At 62.2% G+C, this 26,545-nt stretch carries 19 protein-coding genes; 16 read left to right on the top strand and 3 right to left on the bottom strand.

Annotation, left to right across the window (positions count from 1 at the left end):
- Window positions 1-77 precede the first annotated feature (77 nt).
- Entirely contained in the window at window positions 78-719 is a 642-nt protein-coding gene (locus ACWTV1_RS06560) for a hypothetical protein (protein WP_498504592.1), read from the top strand.
- 80 nt (window positions 720-799) lie between these two features.
- On the opposite strand, the gene yczE is transcribed toward ACWTV1_RS06560, so the two are convergent.
- The gene (gene yczE / locus ACWTV1_RS06555; protein WP_498504591.1) at window positions 800-1,450 is read right to left on the bottom strand and encodes a membrane protein YczE; all 651 of its coding nucleotides are present in this window, start codon (window positions 1,448-1,450) and stop codon (window positions 800-802) included.
- Window positions 1,451-1,511: 61 nt separating this feature from the next.
- On the opposite strand from yczE, the gene yczR reads away from it, so the two are divergent.
- The 5 genes from yczR (at window position 1,512) to ACWTV1_RS06530 (ending at window position 11,135) form a co-directional block, all read left to right on the top strand.
- On the top strand, window positions 1,512-2,933 hold the full coding sequence (gene yczR, locus ACWTV1_RS06550; RefSeq protein ID WP_498504590.1) for a MocR-like transcription factor YczR: 1,422 nt from the start codon (window positions 1,512-1,514) through the stop codon (window positions 2,931-2,933).
- A 169-nt stretch (window positions 2,934-3,102) separates the two neighbouring features.
- Complete coding sequence (locus tag ACWTV1_RS06545; RefSeq protein ID WP_498504589.1) at window positions 3,103-6,258, top strand: efflux RND transporter permease subunit; 3,156 nt, start codon at window positions 3,103-3,105, stop codon at window positions 6,256-6,258.
- A gap of 97 nt (window positions 6,259-6,355) precedes the next feature.
- Window positions 6,356-7,504: a hypothetical protein gene (locus tag ACWTV1_RS06540; RefSeq protein WP_498504588.1), complete on the top strand. Its 1,149-nt coding sequence runs from the start codon at window positions 6,356-6,358 to the stop codon at window positions 7,502-7,504.
- Window positions 7,505-7,827: 323 nt separating this feature from the next.
- A complete protein-coding gene (locus tag ACWTV1_RS06535) occupies window positions 7,828-10,095 on the top strand; it encodes a DEAD/DEAH box helicase (protein ID WP_498504587.1) in 2,268 nt (755 codons plus the stop codon).
- Between the two features lie 413 nt (window positions 10,096-10,508).
- Window positions 10,509-11,135, top strand: coding sequence for a hypothetical protein (locus ACWTV1_RS06530; RefSeq protein ID WP_498504586.1), 627 nt, complete (start codon window positions 10,509-10,511; stop codon window positions 11,133-11,135).
- A gap of 31 nt (window positions 11,136-11,166) precedes the next feature.
- Here ACWTV1_RS06530 and ACWTV1_RS06525 read toward each other — a convergent pair whose 3' ends face one another.
- Window positions 11,167-11,715, bottom strand: a complete 549-nt coding sequence (locus tag ACWTV1_RS06525) for an NUDIX hydrolase (RefSeq protein WP_498504585.1) — start codon at window positions 11,713-11,715, stop codon at window positions 11,167-11,169.
- 64 nt (window positions 11,716-11,779) lie between these two features.
- Here ACWTV1_RS06525 and kynA point away from each other — a divergent pair, with 64 nt between their 5' ends.
- From kynA to ACWTV1_RS06480, 9 genes are all read left to right on the top strand, one after another.
- On the top strand, window positions 11,780-12,637 hold the full coding sequence (kynA, locus tag ACWTV1_RS06520; protein ID WP_498504584.1) for a tryptophan 2,3-dioxygenase: 858 nt from the start codon (window positions 11,780-11,782) through the stop codon (window positions 12,635-12,637).
- Complete coding sequence (locus ACWTV1_RS06515) at window positions 12,634-13,836, top strand: amidohydrolase family protein (RefSeq protein WP_498504583.1); 1,203 nt, start codon at window positions 12,634-12,636, stop codon at window positions 13,834-13,836. Before kynA ends, ACWTV1_RS06515 begins: the two co-directional genes overlap by 4 nt.
- The gene (locus ACWTV1_RS06510; protein WP_498504582.1) at window positions 13,833-15,068 is read left to right on the top strand and encodes a kynureninase; all 1,236 of its coding nucleotides are present in this window, start codon (window positions 13,833-13,835) and stop codon (window positions 15,066-15,068) included. Before ACWTV1_RS06515 ends, ACWTV1_RS06510 begins: the two co-directional genes overlap by 4 nt.
- 6 nt (window positions 15,069-15,074) lie before the next feature.
- On the top strand, window positions 15,075-15,893 hold the full coding sequence (locus tag ACWTV1_RS06505) for a PaaX family transcriptional regulator (RefSeq protein ID WP_498504581.1): 819 nt from the start codon (window positions 15,075-15,077) through the stop codon (window positions 15,891-15,893).
- Between the two features lie 224 nt (window positions 15,894-16,117).
- A complete protein-coding gene (locus ACWTV1_RS06500; RefSeq protein WP_498504580.1) occupies window positions 16,118-20,308 on the top strand; it encodes an ExeM/NucH family extracellular endonuclease in 4,191 nt (1,396 codons plus the stop codon).
- 179 nt (window positions 20,309-20,487) lie between these two features.
- Complete coding sequence (gene cysK / locus ACWTV1_RS06495; protein WP_498504579.1) at window positions 20,488-21,426, top strand: cysteine synthase A; 939 nt, start codon at window positions 20,488-20,490, stop codon at window positions 21,424-21,426.
- 70 nt (window positions 21,427-21,496) lie between these two features.
- Complete coding sequence (gene cysE / locus ACWTV1_RS06490; protein ID WP_498504578.1) at window positions 21,497-22,066, top strand: serine O-acetyltransferase; 570 nt, start codon at window positions 21,497-21,499, stop codon at window positions 22,064-22,066.
- A 79-nt stretch (window positions 22,067-22,145) separates the two neighbouring features.
- Window positions 22,146-23,102 carry an ABC transporter ATP-binding protein gene (locus tag ACWTV1_RS06485; protein WP_498504577.1) on the top strand — a complete coding sequence of 319 codons (957 nt, stop codon included), beginning with the start codon at window positions 22,146-22,148 and terminating at the stop codon, window positions 23,100-23,102.
- A complete protein-coding gene (locus ACWTV1_RS06480; protein WP_498504576.1) occupies window positions 23,099-24,157 on the top strand; it encodes an ABC transporter permease in 1,059 nt (352 codons plus the stop codon). Before ACWTV1_RS06485 ends, ACWTV1_RS06480 begins: the two co-directional genes overlap by 4 nt.
- A 20-nt stretch (window positions 24,158-24,177) precedes the next feature.
- On the opposite strand, the gene ACWTV1_RS06475 is transcribed toward ACWTV1_RS06480, so the two are convergent.
- Window positions 24,178-24,891 carry a DUF981 domain-containing protein gene (locus ACWTV1_RS06475; protein ID WP_498504575.1) on the bottom strand — a complete coding sequence of 238 codons (714 nt, stop codon included), beginning with the start codon at window positions 24,889-24,891 and terminating at the stop codon, window positions 24,178-24,180.
- Between the two features lie 261 nt (window positions 24,892-25,152).
- On the opposite strand from ACWTV1_RS06475, the gene ACWTV1_RS06470 reads away from it, so the two are divergent.
- Window positions 25,153-26,484: an ABC transporter substrate-binding protein gene (locus ACWTV1_RS06470; RefSeq protein ID WP_498504574.1), complete on the top strand. Its 1,332-nt coding sequence runs from the start codon at window positions 25,153-25,155 to the stop codon at window positions 26,482-26,484.
- Window positions 26,485-26,545 lie beyond the last annotated feature (61 nt).

Raw genomic sequence — 26,545 nt, 5'->3', positions numbered from 1 at the left:
CACCCTAGGGCAAGCGGCACCCGTGCTGTGTCATACACCCCGTTCGGCGGCACCCCGTGCAGTCCTAGACTGAGGCCATGACCCGAATTGCTGCGCGCCGCCGTCGTTGGCCGTCGATTGTGCTCATTGTTGTTGTGGTGTTGCTCGTGCCGATCGCCATCATCGTCGTGCCGATCCTCACCCACGAGAGTTCGGGTCAGTCGAGCCAGCAGCTCGTCGACGGAGAATGGCCGCTTTCGGTCACTGCCGAGGGAGACGACGGTCGCACCCGCACGTTGACTCTCGCTGGAGAAAATGGCGAACCGATCGACACCGAGGCGCTCGTTCGTGGCGAACGGGTAGTCGTGACGGGAACCGGCTATGACGGAACTCAAGGCGTTTATGTTGCCGTGTGCGTAATCCCCGAAACGTCGGCTGACAAGCCGGGGCCGTGCATCGGTGGCGTGCCGAGCCAGCAGCAAGAGAATGTGGCCGAGGGCACTGTGCAGTGGGCTCCAAGCAACTGGATCAACGCCGACTGGGCTTGGCGACTCTTTGGCGCTCGCAGCTATGACGACACCGCCACGGGTACCTTCACCGCATATCTCGAACTGGGTGACCCGCTCGGCGAAGACGCCGATTGCATCACTAACGAGTGCGGCATCTTCACGCGCAACGACCACACGGCGCTCAATGACCGGGTTCAGGATGTCTACGTTCCGGTGCGGTTCACCGAGTAAAGAGTCGCCAACTCACACACCGAGCGTTCGATCGATGACGTCGTGCGGGCAGCCCGGGCAGGCAAAGTTCGTGTGCCCGATCAGTTGACGGTGACGTCGGGGCTCGGCTCCGGCGTCACCACGGTGTCGGCTGTGATGGCAGCGGGCACCATGAGGCGCGGCATCGTGAAGTGCACGATGGGTCCGATGAGCAGCGCGAACGCCAGCGTGCCCCAGCCAAGGTTTCCGCCCAGGATCGCGCCGATCGTCAGCACAACGAGTTCGATGCTGCTGCGCACGATCCAAATCTTGCCGCCGTAGCGGTGGTGGATGCCCGTCATCAGGCCATCGCGCGGTCCAGGCCCGAAACGTGCTCCGAGGTAGAGCCCGGTGGCGATTCCGAGTAACAGCAGGCCAGCGACGAACACGAGGATGCGCAGGCCGAGCCCTTCGATCTCGGGCAAGATCCAGAGCCCTACTTGAGCACTGGGCCCCACGAGGGCCACGTTGAACACGGTGCCGATGCCGGGCTTTTGGCGAATCGGGATCCACAGCAGCAGCACGATCAGGCCAACGATGTTGGTAACAAGGCCAAAGGGGAGGCCGGTGCTGAGCGAGACGCCTTGGCCGAGCACGTCCCACGGGGCCACACCAATTTCCGCGCGAATCATGAGCGCAATGGCGAAGCCGTAGAAGAACAGGCCGAAGCCGAGCTGCGCGATGCGTCGGGTCATGGTGAGGCGGGGAGTCATAAAAGCATCCAATTACGAAATTGGCCTCCTAACAAGAGGCCAATCGGGCTATGGTGGCCTGATGAATAGCCTTTCGGCCCGCGCATTGGTCGTCATGATGGGTGAGTGGCGCGCTGCAGGATCCAATGCGGCGTATCTGGCCGTCTCCGACCGCATCCGCCTTCTCATCATGGATGGCCGCATCCTTACCTCGACGCGCCTGCCGGCCGAACGCGAGTTGGCGCTCGCTCTCGGCATCAGCCGAACCACGGTGTCGGCGGCCTACTCGGCGCTGCGCGAAGGCGGTTATGTGGAGAGCACCCGCGGTTCGGGCAGTGTTGCCCAGTTGCCGCATCGGGCGAGTCTGATTCCTGATCCTGCTGCCCCGCAAATGCTCGACTTCAGTAAGTCAACAATCGCGGCCGCCCCCGAAGTTATTGAGGCCTCTAGCCGAGCAGCCGAACAACTGCCGGCCTATCTGGGGGAATCGGGCTTCGATCCCGTGGGTATCCCCGTGCTGCGTGAGGCCATCGCCCAGCGTTACGCCGACCGCGGTCTGCCCACGAGCCCCGACCAGATCATGGTGACGCTCGGCGCCCAGCACGCCATCGCGCTCATCTCGCGCACGCTCATGTCGCGCGGTGACCGTGCCCTTATGGAGAACCCCAGCTACCCGCACGCCCTCGATGCGCTCCGGGCGGCCGGCGCTCGCCTCGTGCCTGTCGGGGTCTCGACCGAGACGGGCTGGGATGCCATTGCCGTGGAGCAGGCCATCCAGCGCACGAGCCCCTCGCTCGCCTATCTCATGCCCGACTTTCACAATCCGACGGGCCAATCGATGCCCGACGAGCTGCGCGCAAAGGTGCTGTCGCTCGCGGCTCGCCAGGGCACTGCTGTGATCGCTGACGAGACGATGGCCGAACTCGATCTCGATGGCACCGGCAGTCGGCTGCCCTTCGCCGCGCACGGCAACGCCATTTCCGTGGGCTCAGTCGGTAAAACGGTCTGGGGCGGTCTGCGCACCGGTTGGATCCGCGCCGACCACGCCACTATCCGCCAACTCGTGCGTGCTCGCTCCGCCGGTGACCTCGGAACCCCGCTGCTCGAACAGCTCGTCGTCACCAACATTCTCGAAACTTTCCCCTCGATTCTGGATGCTCGGCGCACGTCTCTTCGGGCCGGCCGCGAGCACCTCTCCTCCCTCCTCGCCGAGCAACTGCCGTCGTGGCAAGTGCCGCACACCCCGGGCGGAATGACCGCGTGGATCGGCCTCGGCCAACCCGTGAGCTCGCAGCTCGTACTCGCCGCCCGCAACGAAGGCCTCGTCATTGCGGCCGGACCGCGCTTCGGGATGGATGGCGCGTTCGAACGCTTCCTGCGCATTCCGTTCAGCGTGGGCTCTGCCGAATTGGAACAGGGCGTTTCGGCGCTCGCCGCAGCCTGGTCGACTGTGATGCGGCATCCGTTCTCGCCGGCCAGCAGCGAGTTCGCGAACGTGGTCTAACACTCAGTGCGCGCTACGGGGCGATAGTTCGCGAGCGACGGCATCGGCAGGATTAACGCAGATGTAATCTCGCGAGAGTACGCGGAATACTGAGGGTGCTGAGAGAATTGATCTAACCAAGAAGTGGTTTTGCGACCGCGCCCGCGTTTAACAGCAACGAAAGTTCCCCGTGCATCTGCTCTCCGTTTTCTCTTTGCGCAACCGAGCCCTCATCGCGCTTGTCACCATCGTCATCGGAATTTTCGGTGGCGTGGCGCTCACGTCGCTCAAGCAAGAGCTCATTCCGTCACTGTCGTTGCCGCAGATTTTCATCGTCTCGACCTACCCGGGTGCATCGCCCGAGGTCGTCGATAAGGACCTCGCGGGGCCGCTCGAAGCAGCCATCCAGGGCGTTGAAGGGCTCGAGTCCACTACCGCAACGTCGAACTCGAACTTCGCCAACATCTCGGCATCATTCGAGTACGGCACCAACATCGCTACCGCCGAGCAGAAGATTCAGCTCGCTATCAACCGCATCTCGGGCCAGCTCCCTGACTCGGCAGATACCCAAGTCTTCACGTTCAACTTCACCGACCTCCCGGTTGTGCAGATCGCCGTCTCGAGCGACCTCGACCCGCTCGAACTTTCGAACAAGCTCGAAGCCTCCACCCTGGTTGAGCTCAATAAGTTGGAGGGCGTCAGCGATGCGAGTCTGCTCGGAGCGGCCACACAGCGACTCGTCATCACTCCCGACCAAGACGAACTCTTCATCAATGGTCTGACCAACCAAGACATTCTGTCGGCGCTCGATGACAACGGTGTGCTGCTGCCCGCCGGTGAAATCACTGAAGACGGTCAGACGCTTACGGTGCAGGCTGGCCAGCGCATCACGACGGCGGATGGGATCGCGCAACTGCCCCTGCTGGGCGGCTCGAACACCGATGTCGTCACCATCTCTGACGTGGCCACCGTCGGGGTCATCGACGATCCCGCGACGGGCATCTCGCGCGTCAACGGCGAACCCGCACTGACGATCGCGATCACCAAGAGCCCTGCCGGCAACACGGTTTCCGTCTCCGAAGCCGTTCTCGAAGCAATCCCCGAGCTCGAAAGCGCGCTCGGCAGCAACACCCAGTTCACCGTCGTCTTCGACCAGGCTCCCTTCATTCAGGAGTCCATCGATAGCCTCACGACCGAAGGTCTGCTTGGCCTCGTCTTCGCCGTGATCGTGATTCTGGTGTTCCTGCTGTCGATTCGTTCGACGCTGGTCACCGCGATCTCGATCCCGGCATCCGTACTCATCACCTTCATTGGTATGCAGGTCTCGGGTTACACGCTCAACATCATCACCCTCGGAGCGCTCACGATCTCGATTGGTCGAGTGGTGGATGACTCGATTGTGGTTATTGAGAACATCAAGCGCCATGTCTCCATGGGGGAACCGAAGCTGCAGGCGATTCAGACTGCGGTGAAGGAAGTTGCGGGAGCCATCACGGCATCCACGGTGACGACCATCGCGGTGTTCTTGCCGCTCGCCCTTGTCGGCGACATCACGGGAGAGCTGTTCCGCCCGTTCGCGCTGACGACCGCCATCGCGCTTGCCGCGTCGCTGTTTGTGTCCCTGACAATCGTGCCGGTATTGGCGTACTGGTTCCTCGGCAACAAGGTCGCACCGCGTCACACGGAGGCTGCTGTCGAGCACGCCCACGCTGCCGGCCTCCCGCAGGAAGAGAAGACCAACGCTCTGCAGCGCGGCTACCTGCCCGTGATTAAGTGGACGCTCAAGCGCCCTCTGGCCACGCTGCTCGCTGCCGTGCTGCTGCTCGGCGGCACCGTGGCGCTTGTCCCGTTCATGAAGACGAACTTCATCGGCGACAGCGGCCAGAACACGTTGACGGTCAACCAAAGCTTGCCCCTCGGCGCCAGCTTGGAAGCTCGTGATGAAGCCGCCATGAAGGTTGAAGAGGTTCTGATGAATCTCGACGGCATCGAAACTGTTCAGCTCTCCATCGGCTCCAGCGGCGGTTCGCTGAGGGCCGCATTCTCCGGCAGCGGAGCCAATGCGTTCTCTCTCACGACCGACCCCGATCTCGATCAGACCCAGTTGCAAGAAGATGTACGCGACGCTGTCGCTGACATCGAGGATGCCGGCGAGATCACCCTTGCCGCAGCGTCAAGTGGCTTCGCGTCGAGCGACATCGAGATCAATATCACGGCCACGAGCGATTCCGAACTGCGCGAAGCGTCGGATGCTCTGCTGGAGCAGGTGCGTGACCTTGACGTCGTAGCCGAAGCCACCAGCAACCTCTCGGAACAGCAGCCCTTTATCTCGATCGTGGTTGACCGCGACAAGGCCGCCAAGCTCGGCCTCAGTGAAATCGCGGTGGGCGGAATCGTCACGGGCGCAATGAACCCGAACGCGGTCGGTAGCGCCGTCATCGACGAAACCACGCTCTCGATTTACATCCTCAATGACCTCGCCCCCACCACGATCGAGGAGTTGAAAGACTTCAAGATCCCCGGTGCCACGGGACTCGTTCCGCTGACGGACGTGGCCGCTGTCTCGGTGGAAGATGGCCCCGCGAGCATCACCTCGGTGAAGGGTGTGCGTAGCGCCACTCTGAGTGTGACGCCGGGTAGCGACGACGTGGGTACGGCATCCGCTCTGGTCGCTGCTGCTGTGGACGAAGCAGAATTGCCTGCTGGAGCCTCAGCCGAACTCGGTGGTGTTGCCACTGAACAGACCGATGCATTCCAGCAACTCGGACTTGCCCTGCTCGTCGCAATTTTGATCGTGTACGTCGTCATGGTCGCGACCTTCAAGAGCCTGCGCCAGCCGTTGCTCTTGCTCGTCTCGGTGCCGTTCGCGGCCACGGGAGCGATTGCGCTTCAGGTGATCTCCGGCATCCCGCTCGGTGTTGCTTCTCTCATCGGTGTGCTCATGCTCATCGGTATCGTCGTGACCAACGCCATCGTGCTCGTAGATCTTATTAACCAGTACCGGGTCAAGGGCATGCGTGCGCACGACGCCATCATCGAGGGCGCGTCACGTCGACTCCGCCCGATTCTGATGACGGCCGCGGCCACGATCTTCGCGCTTCTTCCGCTCGGCATCGGTGTCACCGGTCAGGGCGGCTTCATCTCGCAGCCGCTCGCCATCATCGTGATCGGCGGACTCCTCTCCTCAACCGTTCTGACGCTCGTGGTTCTTCCGGTTCTCTACTACGTCGTTGAAGGCGCCAAGGAGCGCCGCGAAGACCGCAAGGCTTCCGGCACCGATCGCAAGAGTCGGCGAGCCGCCAAGAAGGCCGATCGCGAGACTCCGGTAGTCGCTCCGGCCGAGTAGCCGACTGCCGCGCTAACGAGCAGTCGCGCATCCTCATCGTTCGACTCCATTTCCCTCAGATGACTTAAGCTGTTCTGGGGGAAATGGAGATTATTTCATGATCAATGCTGGGGGAAACAGCGCGCTGGGACAACGAATTCCAGTGCCGACGGTGCGCGCCGAGACGTTCGGCTGGGCGCAGAAACTGTGGGCATCGAGTCCCGCTGTCTGGCCGAAGACGCCCCCGAAGGTGGCGCCCTTGACTCTCGCAACCCACCTACTTTTCGCACTGTTTCTCATTGCGGCACTGCTCGGTGCCACCGTCTACTTTCTTGAGTACTTGGCGACGAGTGCAACCGAGATGAATCGTCAGCTCATCGTTGGCGTTATTGCTGCCGAACTCGTAATCGCTGTCGTCGCGGTGACGTTCGTCCGGTTCAACCTCGCTGTGGGAGCCGCGCGTTTCTTCTTCCTCTTCTTTGTTGTCTCGGCAGCATTGGCAGTACTCGGTACAGTGCTCGCCATCGTGTTTGATCAGGAACTGGCGTTTGCCTATTCGACGATTCCGCAGCTCGCCAACGTGCCGTCTCTTGCCGTCGCCGCGGTGTTCGTTGCCCTCTCCATCGTGGTCTGGGTCAAAATAACCACTCAGGTCAGCAGCTTCGCGCACTGGCGCTCGAACGTGCTTACCGCGATGCGAACCGCTTTTCCGAACGGTCAGCGCGAGCGTCACTTTGCCGGTGAGCCCGTCATGATTGACGAGAACTCGGGGGAACTCGAGCGCCGGCTTGCTGTCGCCGAGCGGTTGACGGCTCCACTGCTCGAGCAGCTCATCCGTATGCCGGGGGTCTCGATCGTTCAGGGCCTCGAAGTTCCGGGGGCGCGAACGGCCCACGTCGGGCACGCGGTCGTCGCGGGCAACCAGATCGCGTTCATCGATTCCTTGCTCTGGGCGCCGGGCGACTATGTTCTGGATGCCTGGGGCCGCGTCGTGCGCGATGGCAAGATCGACGAACACATCAACGTCACCACCGCGATCGCTGCGCAGCGTCTAGCCGCCGATCGACCTCAATTGGTAACCAAGTCGTGGGCTGTCGTGCATCGACTGGCGGATGCTCCGCTCACGATCGCCAGCGACCCGAACAATGCGGTGCGGCTCGTGACTCCAGAGGAGTTGCTCCGGGAGGTCGGTGACTGGCTTGCGCCCGTAGGGGAGCAGCTCGATGTCTTCGCGCTTCAGTTCGCAGTAAATTCTCGCCTCAAGTAGGAGGCGGGCATCCGGTGCGCTCTCGCTATTGTGCGCCCGATGACGTAAAGTTGATAAGTCGGCTCAAGACAGCGCGAAATCTCGCGTATGGGTTTGTAAGTCTTGCGGGCCGGTTTGCCAGTCCATCCAACTGGTGACAATCACACGAATGTATGTGACGGCCTCGGTCAAAGACTGCCCGGGTTCAGTAGTACAGCGTACGAAAACTCACGCTAATGAGTACGTAGCTAGTCAGTGACTAGTTACTAAATTGGCGAATGTTGTCGTGCGCCCGTGCTCCACGCACTAGATGTGTTCCATCTAAGAACAACCCGGAAAGAACAATGCCTAAATTCAATAAGCCTGCCACCGGACGTGGCACAAGCGACTTCAACTCTGGTGCTCCCAAGCGCGGCGGTTCACGCAGCGAAGGTCACCGCGGATTCCGCCCCGACCAGGGCGAAGCCCCCAAGCGTCGATGGAGTGCGGATGACCGTGCCGCTCGCACCGGCGACAACCGCTCCGGCGCAGCTCGCGGCGGACGCGGCGACAGCCGTCCCGATTGGACTCCTCGTGAGAAGCCTGCCCGCGGCGGACGCCCCGAGTACGGCGACCGCAACGAGCGCCCCTCGTACGGCGACCGTCCCCAGCGCAACGAACGTGGCGCCTACGGTGACCGCAGCCAGCGCGACTCGCGCCCCGAGCGTGGTGGCCGTCCTTCGTACGGTGACCGTCCCGACCGCAACGACCGCAACGACCGCAACGACCGTGGTGCTTCTGCTGGTCGCGGCGAGCGTCCTTCGTATGGTGACCGTCCTGACCGTGGTGGTCGTCCTGAGCGTGGCGGTTACGCCGGTCGTTCAGAGCGTCCGTCGTACAACGACCGCAACGACCGTGGTGCTTCCGCTGGTCGTAGCGAGCGTCCTTCGTATGGTGACCGTCCTGACCGTGGTGGTCGTCCTGAGCGTGGCGGTTACCCCGGTCGTTCAGAGCGTCCGTCGTACAACGACCGCAACAACCGTGGTGCATCCGCTGGTCGTAGCGAGCGCCCCTCGTACGGTGACCGCCCCGAGCGTGGTGGCCGTCCTTCGTACGGTGACCGCAACGAGCGCCCGCAGCGCACCGAGCGTCCCCCCTACGGAGACCGCAACGACCGTGGCGCACGCCCCGAGCGCTCAGAGCGCCCGTCGTACAACGATCGCGCCCAGCGCACCGAGCGCCCTGCCTACAGCGACCGTGCTCAGCGTTCAGAGCGTCCCGCTTACGGTGACCGCCCCGAGCGTGGTGGCCGTCCCTCGTACGCTGACCGCAACGAGCGCCCGCAGCGCACCGAACGTCGCGAAAGCTCCTACTACCCCAACCGTGACGAGAAGTCGTCACACGAGCTGCAAGAAGATGTTGTTCTTGAGCGTCTCGAAGCCAAGGTAGTCACCGCCAGCGAGGTTGAAGGCAAGTCCTTCATCGACCTCGGTATCGGTTCGAACATCTCGCGTCAGCTCGCATCCATGGGTGCAGAGTCGCCGTTCCCCATTCAGGCAGCAACCATCCCCGACGTTCTCGCCGGAAAGGATGTCCTCGGCCGTGGAAAGACCGGATCGGGCAAGACCATCGCTTTCGGTGCCCCTCTCGTTGAGCGCCTGATGGAAAACAATGGTGGCAAGGACCGTCAGATGGGCCGCAAGCCGCGCGCCCTCATCCTTGCTCCGACCCGCGAGCTTGCTCAGCAGATCGACCGCACCGTTCAGCCCATCGCTCGCAGCGTTGGCCTGTTCACGACGACCATCGTCGGTGGCGTTCCCCAGTACAAGCAGGTTGCTGCGCTTCAGCGCGGTGTCGATGTCATTATTGCGACTCCCGGTCGTGTCGAAGACCTCGTACAGCAGGGTCGTCTCGACCTCAGCCAGGTGAAGGTCACTGTTCTCGACGAGGCAGACCACATGTGCGACCTCGGGTTCCTTGAGCCCGTTCAGCGCATCCTGCGCGAGACCAGCGATGGCGGCCAGAAGCTGCTGTTCTCTGCGACTCTCGACAAGGGTGTTGCCACGCTCGTCAACGAGTTCCTTGTTGACCCGGCCGTGCACGAGGTCGCTGGCGAAGACCAGGCTTCCTCCACGATCGACCACAAGGTTCTGCTCATCGAGCAGCGCGAGAAGCGTGCCATCATCCGCCAGCTTGCTGGTGGCGACGGCAAGACTCTCGTCTTCACCCGTACGCGTGCGTTCGCTGAAGAAATGGCCGACTACCTGGAGGACGCCGGAATTCCGGCCACGAGCCTCCACGGTGACCTTAACCAGTCGCGTCGTACCCGCAACCTGCAGCAGCTCACGAGTGGACGAGTCAACGTGCTCGTCGCCACTGACGTTGCAGCCCGCGGCATCCACGTAGATGACATCAGTCTCGTTATTCAGGCTGACGCTCCCGAGGAGTACAAGACGTACCTGCACCGCGCCGGCCGCACCGGTCGCGCAGGCAAGGTCGGAACCGTGGTCACGCTCATCAACCGCAACCGTCGTCGCAAGATGGACGAACTGCTCGGCCGCGCCGAGATCGATGCTGAGTCGATCGACGTAGCGCCCGGCGATGCTGTAATCGACAGGCTCGCAGCGCTCTAGCTAGCGCGCAGCTCACTCGAGCATAAGAGAGCCCCGGATGCCCCACTCACGTGGTCGGCATCCGGGGCTTTTGCAATGAAAAAACTCATACGATTCTCTGCGGTAGCAAGCATCGCAATTGGCCTAGTGACCGTGGGTGTCGCATCCTGCAACGGGAGCTTCTGGCGCGTTAATGTCTCGTGCGTGAACAACTCGACAGTCTACGGCGCGTGGGGTGGGCCTCGTACAGCGGTAACAAAGCACGAGGGCTGCCGAGGAAACTGGTTCGTTTCTGTTAAGACCCAGTAAGAGCAGAGACTGAGGCAAAATGAGGTGCGCCGCTATAGCGCGGGCCCACATGTTGCGAATAGTTGGGTTTGTTCCAGAGCGAGGGTGCTCTGGAACAAACCCGACGCTATGAGTATGGGAGAGGTATGTTGGGGAAAATCACCCGGGCGGTTGTTGTGGCGTTCGTCGCCATTGGTGCGCTCGCCGGATGCCAGAGCGCAACTGCTCCCAACGCGGTCGACCCCGATAGCTTTTCGGCCGAGGAATATCAGGATGCCGCCTGGCGATCGATCATGTCGGGCTACCCCGAAGCTGAACGCCCCGCTGTCCAAGCAGTCCGCGTCATTGGCAACGAAGACTTTCCCGCCTTGTTTACTGCTTGCATGAGCGATGAAGGTTTCGATGTGGCGGTGAACGAAGACACGTCGTTCGAAGCGACTGTTCCACCTAGCCAAGATGAGGCGTTCTCGTTGGCCAATTATGTGTGTGAGGCGACTTACCCTCGTCCGCTCATCCTTGCTCACCCGGACGACGACGAGTCAGGACGCACGCTTTACGCCTACTACCGGGACGAACTGATTCCCTGCCTTGTCGGTCTGGGGTACACGCCAGATGAATTGCCAAGCGAACAGACCTTCCTCCAGCAATTGAATACCGCACAGCGCTTCGATCCGTATGCAGCCCTCATTTCGGCAGGTGGCGGTATAGACATCGATAGCTGGGATGCGGCTAACGAGCAATGCCCTCAGCGACCATCGTCGTTGGGCGGTTAAGGAGTCCTGACTGCGGCTGATTGGGTGAGAGTCATCGAGAGCGAGCGCCCTCATTCTCGACAGCGCGCAGCATGACAGCTAGTCGGGCGGCGAAGTTGTCTGGCACCTCGGCGGGCAGTGCGGTGGTGGGGAACCAGCGAACGTCTTCGCTCTCGTCGCTGACTGCGACGTCGACATCCGCCGCGGCGAGGGCAACGAAGCCAACGTCCCAGTGAGCGGCGCAGGAGAAGCCGCCGTGCAACTCGTGACGATCGAGGTCGACAATGGCCTCGGAGTGAAGAGTGAGGTTCGCGATGCCGGACTCTTCCCGCGCTTCGCGCAGGGCAGCATCCGCGACGGAGGCATCGTGGGGTTCGAGGTGGCCGCCGAACTGCACCCAGAATTGTCCCTTGCTGTGAAAGCACAACAGCACGCGCTCGAAGTCGGGGGAGAACACAAAGCAGGAGGCGGTGACGTGTTCGGGGCCGCCGTCGCGTTGCAGGGCGGCCGCACCGCCAGCGGCGACAAAAGCCAAGTAGCGCTCGCGGGCGGGAGACGCGGGCAGGGCGGCAAGGCTGGTCAGAAAGTCATCGGCGATCACTCGGCAATTATCCAACAGGAACACAAATGTGGCGGTCGTCGCGAAAGTGCAATAGGGTGTCGGCATGTCTGATAACCACAGCGAGCGTGCCCTGGAAGACGAGATTGTCACCGACTTTAGTGAGCGGATGTCGTACGGCTCGTATCTGGAACTCGACACGCTGCTGAGTGCCCAGACTCCGCAAAGCAAACCCGAGCATCACGATGAGATGTTGTTCATCATCCAGCATCAGACCACCGAGCTGTGGCTCAAGCTCGTGATTCACGAACTTCTCTCGGCCCGTGCCCTCATCGCAAGCGACAACCTCTCGATGGCGCTCAAGCACATCGCGCGCGTCAAGCACATTCAGCGCACCCTCACCGAGCAGTGGTCGGTGCTCGCGACGCTGACCCCGAGTGAGTACTCGCAGTTCCGCGACTACTTGGGTAGCTCATCCGGATTCCAGTCGTATCAGTACCGTGCGGTGGAGTTTTTGCTCGGCAACAAGAACGCGGGCATGCTCAATGTGTTCGAAGCGCATCCCGAAGCTCACACCCTGTTGAGCAAGCTGCTCGCCGAGCCGAGCGTGTACGACGAGTTCTTGCGCTACCTCAGCCGCCATGGCTACGAGGTTCCCGAGGCTGTTCTCAACCGCGATGTCACGCGCGGTTACGAGCAAAACGACGACCTCATCGAGACGTTCCGCCACATTTACGACAACGAGAGCGAACACTGGCTCGTCTACGAAGCCTGCGAAGAATTTGTGGATCTCGAAGACAACTTCCAACTCTGGCGCTTCCGTCACATGAAGACCGTGATGCGCATCATTGGCATGAAGCGTGGCACCGGCGGTTCGAGCGGCGTTGGATTCTTGCAGAAAGCGCTCGACCTCACCTTCTTTCCCGAGCTGTTCTCCGTGCGCACCGAGATTGGCCGCTCGTGACCGCAGAACCGACTCCACAATCAGCGCCACAGTCGGCATCGCTCCGAGCGGCGGCCACCGACTCGACCTCCGATCCTGCCCTCAGCGTCGACTACGCCGTCGACGGCTATTGGCTGCGGGGGTGGCATGGCCCCGCCACAGTGCGAGTGAGCCCCCACGGCATCCGGCCGATTGTGGATGCCGCAAGCCCCACCGCAGTGCGTCTTCCGGGAGTTCTGCTTCCGGGCTTTCGCGACGCGCACGTGCACCTCGGATTGACTGAGCCGCGCGCTCTCGTGGCTGGCGGTCTCGCCGCCGTCGACGACTTGGGTGGGCATCCCGATCGGCTGCGCGAGTGGTCTCAGGATGATGCGGTGGCAGCGGTGCAGTACGCCGGGGCGTTCATCGCGGCGCCCGGCGGCTACCCGAGCAAGCGGGCCTGGGCTGCGACGCTCGCGGTCACCGAAGTCTCCACGGGCGAGGAAGCGATGGCGGCGGTTGCACAGCAGCTCGTCGATGGCGCCACCTTCATCAAGGTCGCCCTCAACGCCGAAGATGGCCCCGTTCTCGATGACGATACGCTGAGCGCTCTCGTGGAGTACGCCCACAGCCGCGGCGCTGAAGTGGTGGTGCACGTGCAGGGCGAAGGCCAAGCGCAACGTGCATTTGCTGCCGGAGCCGATCGCCTCGCACACACGCCGTGGACCGAGAAGCTCAGTGACGCCCTGATCGAGGAGATGGCGCAACCGAACTCCCGTTTTCTTGCCGGGCGGCACTCATGGATCAGCACCCTCGACATCCATGGTTATGGTCAGCGTGGCCGCGATTTCGCGACCGCGAGCGACAACCTTCGCCGCTTCCACGCGGCCGGTGGCACCGTTCGCTACGGCACCGACATGGGCAACGGCGACCTTCCGCCCGGGCTGAACGAGCGCGAATTGACGGCGTTGCAGGATGCCGGCGTGCGCTACGACGCGCTCTTGCGAGCGCTGTGCCTGCCCGGTTTCGGCAGCACCGTCAGCTACTTGCCGACGGTGCCACGCGCGGATACGAACCTCGCGTCGTGGCTCATGACCGTCACCGTCGTGACCGCTCGCGAACTGCTCCACCCCGAATTTGCCGCCAGCGCAGTGCGCGTTGCCGCCGACAACCACAGAGGCGACGAAGCCGTTTCCGCCGCAACAACCCCCATCCCGACCACATGGAGGACCGACCAATGACCGACACCCACGCACCGCTCGACACGAGCGCCGCGGCTGCCGCAGCGCTCGATGCCGCCGATCCGCTCCAGCAGTATCCCGCCAAGTTCGTGCGCTCGGCTGAAGTGCGCGCCTACCTCGACGGCAACTCACTCGGGCGACCCACGACCGCGAGCGCGGCCCGCCTCGCCGAGTTTGTTGATGAGCAGTGGGGCGGCCGCCTCATCCGTGGTTGGGATGAAGCGTGGTACGAATTGCCTCTCACCCTCGGCGATCGTCTCGGCGCTGCAACGCTCGGTGCTGCACCCGGCCAAACGTTCATCGGCGACTCGACCACCGTCGTGCTCTACAAACTGATTCGCGCCGGTCTGAGCGCTCGCCCCGAACGCAGCGAAATCGTGATCGATACCGGCAACTTCCCGACCGACCGCTACCTGGTCGAGGGCATCGCCGCCGAGCTGGGCAAGACGCTGCGCTGGATCGATCCCGCCAGCGATGGGGGAGTCACTGCCGACGAAGTGAAGGCTGTGCTCAACGAGAACACGGCTCTCGTCGTGATTAGTCACGTCGCCTACCGCTCTGGTCACCTCGCCGATATGCCCGGCATCACCGCCCTCGCCCACGAGGCCGGAGCGCTCGTGCTCTGGGATCTCTGCCACTCCGCCGGCGTCGTCGAAACCGAGCTCGACGCGTGGGGCGTCGACCTTGCCGCCGGCTGCACCTACAAGTACCTCAACGGTGGCCCCGGCTCTCCGGCCTTCGGCTACGTGCGTGCCGAGCACATCGAGGCCATGACTCAGCCGATCCAGGGCTGGATGGGTAGCAACAACCCCTTCGAAATGGGCCCCGGCTATGCGCCGCATCAGGGCATCCGTCGCTTCATCAGCGGCACGCCCTCGGTGGTGGGTTCGCTCGCGATGCAAGACATGCTCGGGCTCATCGAAGAGGCGGGCATCCCCGCGATCCGCGCCAAGTCGGTCGCCCTCACCGAGTACGCCCTCGCGCTCGTTGATGAGCTGCTCGTGCCGCTTGGCGTCACCGTCAGTTCGCCGCGGGATGCCGCCGAACGGGGCAGTCACGTCACGATCGACCACGAGAGCTTCGCCGCTGTGAACGCCGAACTCTGGAAACAGGGGATCATTCCTGACTTCCGTCGGCCCCACGGCATCCGTCTCGGGTTGTCGCCGCTCAGCACGACCTTCGCCGAGGTGCAGCTGGGCATTGAGGCCATTCACGAGCAGCTCACCAAGTAGCCGCGCGTGATTCTGGATGACTTCGACTCCCGCCCGGGGAGTGCGACCTCGCTGCTGCGCACCTTCGTGGGCTCGCAGCTGCGTCAGCTGGGCGGCTGGATCTCGTCGGCGCATCTCGTGCGCATCTTGGAGGCGCTGGGAGTGCCCGCCAATGGCGCTCGCAGTGCGATTGCGCGCGTAAAATCCAAGGGCCTTCTGCTGCCCGAAGTGGTCAATGGCCAACAGGGCTACCGCGTGAATGTCGAGGCCGTGCCGATGCTCGAGAGCGGAGATCGCCGCATCTTCAGCTTCCGCCAGCAGCGCGAAGACGACTCGTGGTGCCTCGTCTCATTCTCGATCCCGGAGTCGCGCCGTGATGCCCGCCACCAGTTGCGGCGACGTCTCGGCTGGATCGGCTGCGGCACCGTTGCAACGGGGCTCTGGATTTGCCCGGCTCATCTCAAGGCTGAGGTGTTGGGCATCCTCGACGATCTCGATCTCAGCGACTGCGCAACTCTCTTCATCGCGGGGCGTCCCGAGGCGAACCGCCCGTTTGCGGATGCCGCAGCTCAGTGGTGGGACCTAGACCGCTTGCGTGAATTGCACGAACGCTTTCTCGCGCAGCACTCCGCCCTGGTCGGGCCCGCGTCGAGCGACGCCGAAGCCTTTGCGTGCTACATCCACGCTCTTGACCAGTGGAGGGTCATCCCGTACCTCGACCCTGGGCTGCCGAATTCGGCTCTGCCGGCGGACTGGCCGGGGCAGGCGAGCCTTGATCTCTTCGGTCGCATCTCGCGTTCCTTGGCGGCGCGAGCGCACGCTTTTGCGCGCGCCAGCAGCAAGTAAAGCTGCTGATCACGCCCGCACAATAACAACAGGTTACGCGCAGATGAGCAATCCGTTTAAAACCTTGGAATGAGCTGTGGGCAGGGCTATCGTCTCAGATACCCCTGTTATGGGGTAGACCGTAGATTTCACAATTCATAAGGGGACTGCCCGCTATGTATCCACGAAGCAGCAGGCCAACGCGGCTGACGATCGGGGCTCTTGCCACGTCGTGCGCTATTGCGTTGACTACGATTACCGCTCCGGCCGCCCTAGCCGCCGAAGCCACCGCAACAATCGCCGACGTTCAAGGCACTTCTGCCGCGAGCACCATGATCGGCGACACCGTCACCGTCGAGGGTGTTGTCACCGCTGACTACCGGGGCGCCTCTGGCTACCGCGGCATCGTCATCCAGACTCCTGGATCGGGTGGAGCAGACGACGCTACGCCCGGCGCCTCCGACGGAATCTTCATCTTCTTGGGCAGTGCGAACCCCGCAGTGTCGATCGGAGACAAGGTCACCGCAACCGGCCCCGTCGCTGAATACTTCGGACTGACCCAGCTCGGCTCGGGCACCGCTGTCGAACTCGTCACAGCCGCCGCTGACCTTGATCCGGCCGACGCCGTAGAGCCATCCGCTCTCGATGCGAGCGTCGTTGGCGCCGACCGCGAATCCCTCGAGTCGATGCTCGTCACCCCCACCGGCGATTACCTCGTCAGCTCGAGTCACCAGCTCTACAACTTCGGCACCCTCTGGCTCAGCCCAGAAGAGCTCGCCGTCAAGAGCACCGAGACTACGGATGCCGGAGTCGACGCCGACGCGATCGCCGCCGCTAACCGTGCCAGCCGCATCTTCCTCGATGACGGCTACAGCATCCAGATCTCTAACGGCTCTCACCCCGGTGAGCAGCCCTACTTCTCGGCCGACACCGTTGTGCGCAACGGCGACACCGTCGAGTTTCCGGCCAACCCCTACGTTCTGAGCTACGGCTTCGACGACTGGCGTTTGCAGCCAACCGTCGCGATTAACGATGCGAGCCCGGCGGAATACCTGCCCACGTTCGAGTCCACGAACCCGCGTGAAGAGTCGGCTCCCGTTGTGGGTGGAGACTTCAAGGTTTCGGCCTTCAACGTCTACAACTACTTCACGACCCTGAAGAGTGAGGATTCGGATGCTCGTGGCGCGGCCACGGCAGAAGAGTTCGCTATCCAACAGTCGAAGATTGTCGCGGCGATCAACTCGCTCGATGCGGATGTTGTCGGTCTCATGGAGATCGAGAACTCCATCAAGCTGGGTGGAGACCTTGACGAAGCGCTCATGGATCTCGTTGGTGCGCTCAACGCCGCCGCCGGCGCTGGAACGTGGGACTACGTTCGCACGCCAGCAGCGCTCAACGATGCAGCCATCACCGACTTCATCACGAACGCGATCATCTTCAAGCCGGCCGCTGTAACGCCCGTGGGCGACAGCTTCACGCAGGTTGACGAGACCGTCTGGGACATTGCGCGTGAGCCGATTGCTCAGACGTTCGAGTCGAACGGTGAGCTGATTACCGTGGTTGCGAACCACTTCAAGTCAAAGGGTGGATCGGGAACCGAGCCGACCGACGGTCAGGGCTTCTTCAACACGGAGCGTGTGGAGCAGGCCAACGCCGTCAAGGATCTCGTTGACTCGATCGCCGCTGATGACGCCAAGAGCGACCAGGTCGTTCTCGTTGGAGACTTCAACGCCTACTCCGAAGAAGACCCCATTCAGGTCTTCACCGAGGCGGGCTACGTCGACACTCTCGCCGCCGAAGGCGACAACGAGTACACGTACACCTTCGATGGTGAACTCGGATCGCTCGACCACATCATCGTCTCGCCGTCGCTCGCTGAGCACGTGACCGATGCTGCTGTCTGGAACATCAACTCGCCCGAGTGGTCGGACCGTGGCTACGCCTACGGTGCGGCGGAAGCGGGAACGGTCTTCCGTTCGAGCGACCACGACCCGATCAGCATTGGCCTCAGCACTGAGGCTGCGCCGGTCGAGATCGAGATTCTCACCACGAACGACTTCCACGGTCGTATCGAAGTTGACCGCGGCATCCCGGGGGCAGCAATGCTCGCTGGAATGGTGCGCTCGTGGGAGTCGCAGAACCCCAACACCACGTTTGTTGGTGCCGGTGACTTCGTCGGAGCCACGACGTTCACCTCGTTCATCCAGAACGATCAGCCCACGATCGACGTGCTCAACGAAATCGGACTCGACACGAGCTCCTTCGGTAACCACGAATTCGATCAAGGTCGCGCCGACGTTGACGACCGCATCTTGGATGCCGCCGACTGGCCCTACCTCGCAGCAAACCTCTACGACCGCGACACCAACATGCCCGCGTACGACGAGTACTTCCTGCAGGAGTTTGAGGGCGTCAAGGTTGGCTTCATCGGTGCTATCACCGAAGACCTCAACGAGTTGGTCAGCCCCGAGGGAATCGCTTCGCTCGAGGTTCGTGGAGTGGTCGAAGAAGTGAACCGCGTTGCGGATTACCTCACTGACGGAGACGACACCAACGGCGAAGCAGACGTTCTCGTTCTGCTTATCCACGAAGGCGCAGCATCCACGGATATCGCGGCTTCCATGGATGACTCGGCATTCGGTCAGATCGTCATGAACGTGAGCCCGGAAATTCAGGCGATCGTTTCGGGTCACACCCACCTCGCCTACGACCACGAGATTGCGGTTGATGGCATGGATGACCCGCGACTGGTGATTTCTGCTGGCCAGTACGGTTCGTACTACGGTCACTTCGACCTTAACGTCGACCCGGCAACGAAGGAGATCATCGACTTCGAGGCTGAGGTTCTGCCGATTGAGGGCTTCGAGCCGGATGCTGCAGTGCAGGCGATTGTCGACGAGGCTACGGCCGCGGCGGCTGAGCTGGGCAACGCCAAGGTCGGAGAGATTTCCGACAGCATGTTCCGCGCAGTGCAGACCCCGGTTGACGGAACTCCGTTCCCCGAGAACCGTGGTGGCGAGTCGACCATCGGTAACTTTGTCGCCGATGTTCAACTGTGGGCGGCATCCGATTCGGGTGCAGAGATCGCGTTCATGAACCCGGGTGGTTTGCGTACCGACCTCGTCTACGAAGCATCGGGTGCAGGCGACGCCGACGGCGAAGTCACATACCGTGAGGCTGCGAACGTGCAGCCCTTCGGCAACACGCTCACGACGATGTCGCTGACCGGTGCTCAGATCAAGTCAGTGCTCGAAGAGCAGTGGCAGCCCGAGGGTGCCCAGCGTCCGTTCCTCAAGCTCGGTGTCTCGGAGGGGCTCACGTACTCGTACGACCCCACCGCAGCCCAGGGCGAGCGAGTGACCGCGATGTACCTCAACGGTGTTCCCGTGGATGTCGCAGCCAGCTACACGGTGGTCGCTAACTCCTTCCTCGCGGCCGGTGGCGACAACTTCGCTACTCTCGCCGAGGGAACCGACCGGGCCGACAGCGGCCGCGTTGACCTGCAGTCCATGGTCGAGTGGTTCGAAGAGAACACGATTGCTGACCCGCCGCTCGAACAGCGCGCCATCGGTGCTGTTGTTTCGGCTCCGGATGCTGACGGCTACAACCCCGGAGACGACGTCACGCTCGACCTCTCGTCGCTCACCTTCAGCCGCGGCGGCTCAGGCGCCACCACGGTTGAGGTCTCGGTTGATGGGGACGTGCTCGGTTCGGCAACGATCGACCGCACCATCGTCGACACCACGGATGAACAGGGTCGCGCAAGCGTGACCGTCACGATCCCCGCTGGCGTACCTTCGGGCACGCTCGCGCTGACCGTCATGGTTCCGGGAACGGATACCGCTGTTGTGGTTCCGATCGAGGTTGCGACGACTGCTGAGGCCATCGAGAACACGAAGGCGCCGGGCATCCGGGGCAACGTGCAGGTGGGAAAGACAGTCAAGGCCACCCACGGCAACTGGAGCGTGAAGTCACCTGACTACAGCTACCAGTGGCTGCGCGACGGCGCACCGATCGCTGATGCGACCGACAGCCGCTACCGCATCACGACCGACGACATCGGAACCGAACTGAGCGTGCAGGTCACTGCAAGCAAGGACGGTTACTCGGATGGCGTGGCTGAGTCCGACGCCCAATCGGTGGAGAAGATCTCCTCGAGTGTTCGTTCGAGCCTCTCCTCCTGGTTCGTGTGGGGCAACCGCTCCGTCACGGCGGATGCCAGCGTCAAGGTCGGCAAGGATGGCACGACCGCCGGCGAGGTGACCTTCTATGACGGTCGCGATGCTGTCGGCACGAGCACGGTAGACAAGCGCGGCAACGCCTCGCTGAAGCTGCCCAAGCTCAGCCGCGGCATCCACTTCATCTGGGTCGAATACTCCGGTAACGACACGGTGGAGTCGAGCTCCAGCTTCCCGCGACTGGTGTTCGTCTTCTAGATAACACCGGGCAGCTAGTCCACTAATGCGAAGAGGGTCCCGCGCTGCGGGGCCCTCTTTCGCGTGTTAACCGTTACAGATTTATCCAGCTTGATGAAATAAATTTGGCGCGTTGATTGCTACTAACTATGGTGAGCAAGCTCCCATCGATCTCCGACCCACGAAGGAACCTCTGAATCATGGCTAGTCGTATCTATAAGAACATCACCGAACTTGTCGGTAACACTCCTCTCGTTCAGCTAAACGCAGTAACAGAGGGCGCTGGCGCGACGGTGCTTGCGAAGCTTGAATTCCAGAACCCTTCGGCCAGTGTGAAGGACCGCATCGGTGTTGCGATCATCGACGCCGCTGAGAAGGCCGGTGCGTTGAAGCCCGGTGGAACCATCGTGGAGGGAACCAGTGGAAACACCGGTATCGCGCTCGCCATGGTCGGTGCTGCTCGCGGCTACCGTGTTGTTCTCACGATGCCCGAGAGCATGAGCAAGGAGCGCCGCATGTTGCTGCGCGCCTTCGGTGCTGAGCTTGTGCTTACGCCCGCTGGCGAAGGTATGCGCGGCGCAGTCGAGAAGGCTGCCGATATCGTTGCTAACACTGAGGGCGCTGTCGCCGCTCAGCAGTTCGCTAACGCTGCCAACCCCGCGATTCACCGTGCCACCACGGGCCCCGAGATCTGGAACGACACCGACGGAACGGTCGACATCTTCGTTGCCGGCATCGGAACCGGTGGAACCATCACCGGTGCTGGTGGCTTCCTGAAGGAGCAGAACCCCGAGATCAAGGTTGTTGCGGTTGAGCCCGAAGAGTCGGCCATCCTCAACGGGGGAGCTCCCGGCCCCCACAAGATTCAGGGAATCGGCGCTAACTTCGTGCCCGAAATTCTTGACCGGGATGTCTACGACGAGGTTCTCGACGTCAACATCACGCAGTCCGTCACCATGGCTCGCCGCCTTGCTGCCGAAGAGGGCATCCTCGCCGGTATCTCCTCGGGAGCTACCGTTCACGCGGCTCTCGAACTGGCCAAGCGCCCCGAGAACGCCGGCAAGACCATTGTCGTTATCGTTGCGAGCTTCGGTGAGCGCTACCTGTCGACTCTTCTGTACGAAGACCTCGTCGACTAAGGGCTCGTCGACTACGACCGAGTTACCCCAACTCAGCGCCGCTAACCACCACTAACGACGGATTTTCCTATTGTTTGCTCGAACTCGTGAAGACATTGCTGCTGTGCGCCGCCGCGACCCGGCTGCCCGCGGATCCTTCGAGATCTGGCTCACCTATTCGGGAATGCACGCCGTGTGGGGTTACCGGTTTGCGCACTGGTTGTGGACCGCGCGGGCATACTTTCTTGCCCGCGTGGTCTCCCAGTACGTTCGTTTCTTGACGGGCGTAGAGATCCATCCCGCGGCCCAACTCGGTCGCCGCGTCATCATTGATCATGGTTCAGGCGTCGTTATAGGCGAGACCGCCATCGTGGGCGACGACGTTCTCCTCTATCACGGCGTCACTCTCGGCGGCACGAGTTCTGAGGGTGGCAAGCGCCATCCCACGCTCGGCAGCGACATTGTTGTGGGTGCCGGCGCCGCCATCCTGGGCGACATCACCGTCGGTTCTGGCTCCGTTGTGGGCGCCGGTGCGGTTGTCGTTGCGGATGCTCCCGCCGACTCTCTCCTCGTCGGAGCCCCTGCCGTCGCGCGACCCAAGCGTGGCACGAAGGCCCCTCTCGATGACTTCGGCTACACCGACCCCGCGATCTACATTTAGTGACGGCCCGCTTATTAACTGACGCGTCTGGTTCTGCAGCTCTCTCATTGCATCGCATCCGTAAGTTATGCTCAACCTTATGGTGAGCACCGAGCTATCGCAGACCGCCCCCGAGTTCGCTGGCATTGACGTCGAGAACGTCGCCAGATCATTTGGGGCTGTTCACGCGGTGCGCGACGCGAGTTTCGTCGCCATCCCCGGAACCGTCACCGGCCTCATCGGGCCTAATGGCTCTGGCAAGACCACTCTCATGCTGATGCTGGCGTCACTGCTCAAGCCGGATGCCGGCAGCATTCGTATCGCCGGTTATGACCCTTTCGGCGAAACGGCCGCGGTGCGCTCACGGCTCGGCTGGATGCCCGACGTGCTCGGGTCGTGGGCGACCATTAGCGTGCGTGACACTCTGACTTACGCGGCGCGCATGTACGCGATGGACAAAGCTACGGCGGCCGCTCGCGCGGCGGAGGTCCTCACGCTCGTCGACCTGAATGACCTGGCCGACAGCCCCACCCGCGTTCTTTCGCGAGGGCAGAAGCAACGGCTCAATCTTGGCCGTGCACTCGTGCATGACCCTGCAGTGCTGTTGCTCGATGAGCCTGCTTCGGGTCTTGATCCCGTTGCGCGCGCCCAGTTGCGCGTTCTTGTTCGCAGGCTCGCCTCCGAGGGCAAGACTCTCGTTGTCTCGAGTCATGTTCTCTCAGAACTCGACGAGATGGCTGATGGCGCCGTCTATCTCTCGAAGGGCGTAACGGCGTCTGCTGAAGCGCTGGCGCGCAGTCGCGCAACGGCTCGCCCCTGGCGCATCCGCGCGAGCGACGTGACGGCTCTGCGGGCGGCACTCATTGCGGGCGGCATCGCGAATGCTGCGATTGCGACCGATCGCACCGAACTACTCGTGGCGCTCGACGGCGAAGCGGCGGCATCCGAACTTCTCGCTCGACTGGTCGGAGCGGGCCTTGCGATCAGCACGTTTGCGCCAGCTGTGGGCGATCTCGAACATGCCTTTATCGACTTGAGTTCGGAGGAGAGCAAATGAGCCCGTTCTTCTCCGGTGTCGGAGTGATTCTTTCACTCGAACTGCGCCAGCGTGTGCGCACGACGAGCTGGTACATCCTGCTTGCGGTCTTCGTCGCGCTCATCTTGATCGTGACGGTGCTGCTGTCGTTCGCCCTGTACGGATTCGGCAGCGTAGACAACGGCGCCGCGGGGGTCTATTCCACCGTGATCTATTTCGTTCTGCTGTTGGGCACGCTCGTGGCACCTGCCTTGAGCGGCAACGCGATTAACGGCGATCGGGATGCCGGTACTCTCGCCACCACTCAAGTGACGCTCATCACCACTGGTCAACTGATCGTCGGCAAGTTTCTTTCGGCCTGGATTACGGCACTCGCGTTCTTGGTGGCGGCTATTCCGTTTCTCGTCTACGCAGCTCTCGCTGGGCAGCTTCGTGCGAGCACCATCATCGTGTCGATCGTCGTGCTAGCGGTCGAACTGGGGGTCGTTGCCGCGGTCGGGGTGGGGCTTTCGGGGCTCATGTCGCGCCCGTTGTTCTCGATTGTGGTGACGTACCTCGTTGTGGCTGCCTTGAGCGTCGGCACGATCATCGCGTTCACCCTTGGCGGGTTGGCGCTGCAAAGTACCGCGACTCAGACCGCGAGCTATGGCATGGAATACGACAGTTCCGGCACGATAGTTTCGTGCTCCGAACCCGAGGAGTTCGAGTACCACACGCCGCGCTTCGATCTGTTCTGGGGCGCGTTAGCGGCAAACCCCTACGTGATTCTGGCGGATGCCGTTCCGACAACCTTCGACTCGAACGATCAGCCGACAGACCTTTTCGGCTACTTCAAATTGACAACTCGAATGGCTCAGATTCCGCAGGACTATGGCTATGCCAATACCTGCGTCGTCGGAGAGACCGACCAGTATCCCGATTCCCCCACTGCACGCAGCGTGATCGAGTCCACGACTCCGAGCTGGGCCGTGGGGCTTGCAACTCACCTCGTTCTCGCGGGTGCTCTACTCGTTGGGGCGTGGGCTCGCACCAAGACTCCTGCGGCAAAACTGGCCCGGGGCAGCCGCATCGCATAGGCGATGCGGCCCTCGCGGCGTTAGCCCATCGTGTTGACGATGAGGCCGATGTGGGTGAAGAAGTTGAGGGCACCGAAGAGCAAGAACGCGACGCCGCCAAGCGCGAGCGCGACACCGGTGACCCACTGAACCTTCGTTGGTGTGCTGCGCACGGTGAAGCTGCGAGCGGCGAACGGGAAGAGCAGTGCGCCGACTCCGACGAGGGCGAAGAGCCCAGACATGAAGATGATTTCGACATAGGGCCACTTCGAGAAGTAGCCAGAGATCGGTTCTTCTGGTGGCGCGACGAAGAGCTGAAAAATTACTCCGGCGAACGCGATCGCAATGAGCGCGAGTCCGAGACCGAAGATGAGAACGCCGAGGGGCTCGGCCGTTCGAGCAACCGCGCGCGCGGCATCCTTGGACTCTTCGAGCACCGACGCTCGACGCCAGAGCACGAAGCTCGCTGCGAGCAGCAGAATACCGAATGCGAGACTCGGCTCACCGAAGATGATGTTGTCGAAGGGGAAATAGGTGGCGAATGGCCACGTCAGGGTCATGTGCGTGCCCGTGATCGTGAGTATCAGGCCCAGTACGCCGAAGTTCATGGCGTGGCCACGGAACTCGGTGTCGTCACCCGCCATCAGCTTTCGGGCGAATAACACGAGACTGAGCAGACCCGCACCGGCGGCCACCGCCATGATCGTGTTGTAGGTCGGCATTTGTGTCCAGTCGATTACTAATCCTTGATCCATATCGCCAGTCAACACCCGCGCCGAGCCTTAGTCAAAGTTGCCTACCTTGCCGATAAGTGCAACGCAATCGGGGGCTCAGGTCTCATTCGTGTTGCAGTAGACAACTCTGTAGCGCAAGCGCTTGCATAATCTTGCGGTCGTCGCTTAGCGTAAGTCGTGAACACGCTCTCTCGCGCCGCACGCGGTGAGCACGTTCAGAACTGCAGTTGTTCCCCCGCACGCTGCTCGGTCTGCGGGCAAACCTCGACGAGGAGGATTTGTATGATTTCCCACAACTTTCGACGGGCCCTGCTGCCCATCGCCACTCTTGGCGTTGCCAGCATGGTTCTCACGGGCTGCGCCTCCGGAACCAGTGGCACTGGCGGTCCCGGTGATGCTGGTGAAGCGGATGGCGTAGTCACCATCTACGGCACCATCGCCGACACTGAAGCCGAACTTCTCGAAGAATCCTGGGCTGACTGGGAAGAAGCGAATGACATCGACATTCAGTACGAATCGAGCAAAGAGTTCGAAGCGCAGATCAGCATCCGCGCTCAGGGTGGAAACGCTCCGGACATCGCAATCTTCCCGCAGCCTGGACTCCTCGCTGACCTAGCGTCGCGGGACTACATTCAGCCGGCGCCTGAAGGCGTCGCATCCAACGTCGCAGAGTACTGGTCAGAAGACTGGGCTGCCTACGGCACAACCGGTGACACTCTCTACGGTGCTCCGCTTATGGCCAGCGTCAAGGGCTTCGTCTGGTATTCACCGTCGCAGTTTGCCGAGTGGGGTGTCGAAGTCCCTGAAACCTGGGACGAACTGCTCGCACTCACCCAAACGATCGCTGACGAGACCGGAACCGCACCGTGGTGTGCTGGCTTCGGTTCGGATGCCGCAACGGGCTGGCCCGGAACCGACTGGGTAGAAGACCTCGTGCTTCGCGAAGCTGGTCCCGACGTCTATGACCAGTGGGTCTCTCACGAGATTCCGTTCTCCGACCCCGCGATTGTCTCTGCGTTCGATTCCGTGGGCGACATCCTCCTGAACCCGGACTTCGTGAATGCCGGATTCGGTGACGTGAAGTCGATCAACTCCACGCCGTTCGGCGACCCGGCTCGCGCCCTCGGCGACGGTTCGTGCGCACTGCACCACCAGGCATCCTTCTTCGACGGGTTCATTCAGGACCCCAAGAACGGAAACGCCACGGTCGGACCGGATGCTGACATCTGGGCCTTCGTAACGCCGTCCGTTGAAGCCGGTGGCAACGCTGTTACCGGTGGTGGGGAGATCGTCGGAGCCTTCTCCAATGACGAAGACACCATCGCGGTTCAGGAATACCTCTCCAGCGCCGAGTGGGCTAACACTCGCGTCAAGCTCGGCGGTGTGATCAGCGCCAACAACGGCCTTGACCCGGAGAGCGCCAGCAGCCCGATCTTGCAGCAAGCAATCACGATTCTGCAGGACCCAGACACGACGTTCCGCTTCGACGCCTCCGACCTGATGCCGGGTGTTGTCGGTGCCGGATCGTTCTGGACCGGCATGGTCGACTGGATCAACGGCAAGTCAACAGAAGAAGTGCTCTCGACCATCGATGCATCATGGCCGTCTGAGTAACACCGTCCAACGGTGAGCGTGGGCGGGATGATGTTGCCTCCCGCCCACGCTTTCTTTTCTC

Source organism: Salinibacterium sp. VpJ6 (assembly GCF_059767345.1).
Note: the sequence above shows the minus strand (reverse complement) of the source record. Positions and strands in the feature narration are given on the sequence as shown.

Excerpts from the sequence above, each read along its gene's own strand:
- cysK (WP_498504579.1), top strand. The coding sequence starts at position 20,488 with ATGGCTAGTCGTATCTATAAGAACATCACCGAACTTGTCGGTAACACT.
- yczE (WP_498504591.1), bottom strand. The coding sequence starts at position 1,450 with ATGACTCCCCGCCTCACCATGACCCGACGCATCGCGCAGCTCGGCTTC.
- ACWTV1_RS06470 (WP_498504574.1), top strand. The coding sequence starts at position 25,153 with ATGATTTCCCACAACTTTCGACGGGCCCTGCTGCCCATCGCCACTCTT.
- ACWTV1_RS06540 (WP_498504588.1), top strand. The coding sequence starts at position 6,356 with ATGATCAATGCTGGGGGAAACAGCGCGCTGGGACAACGAATTCCAGTG.
- ACWTV1_RS06510 (WP_498504582.1), top strand. The coding sequence starts at position 13,833 with ATGACCGACACCCACGCACCGCTCGACACGAGCGCCGCGGCTGCCGCA.
- ACWTV1_RS06480 (WP_498504576.1), top strand. The coding sequence starts at position 23,099 with ATGAGCCCGTTCTTCTCCGGTGTCGGAGTGATTCTTTCACTCGAACTG.
- ACWTV1_RS06530 (WP_498504586.1), top strand. The coding sequence starts at position 10,509 with ATGTTGGGGAAAATCACCCGGGCGGTTGTTGTGGCGTTCGTCGCCATT.
- ACWTV1_RS06485 (WP_498504577.1), top strand. The coding sequence starts at position 22,146 with ATGGTGAGCACCGAGCTATCGCAGACCGCCCCCGAGTTCGCTGGCATT.
- ACWTV1_RS06535 (WP_498504587.1), top strand. The coding sequence starts at position 7,828 with ATGCCTAAATTCAATAAGCCTGCCACCGGACGTGGCACAAGCGACTTC.
- yczR (WP_498504590.1), top strand. The coding sequence starts at position 1,512 with ATGAATAGCCTTTCGGCCCGCGCATTGGTCGTCATGATGGGTGAGTGG.
- ACWTV1_RS06475 (WP_498504575.1), bottom strand. The coding sequence starts at position 24,891 with ATGGATCAAGGATTAGTAATCGACTGGACACAAATGCCGACCTACAAC.
- ACWTV1_RS06560 (WP_498504592.1), top strand. The coding sequence starts at position 78 with ATGACCCGAATTGCTGCGCGCCGCCGTCGTTGGCCGTCGATTGTGCTC.
- kynA (WP_498504584.1), top strand. The coding sequence starts at position 11,780 with ATGTCTGATAACCACAGCGAGCGTGCCCTGGAAGACGAGATTGTCACC.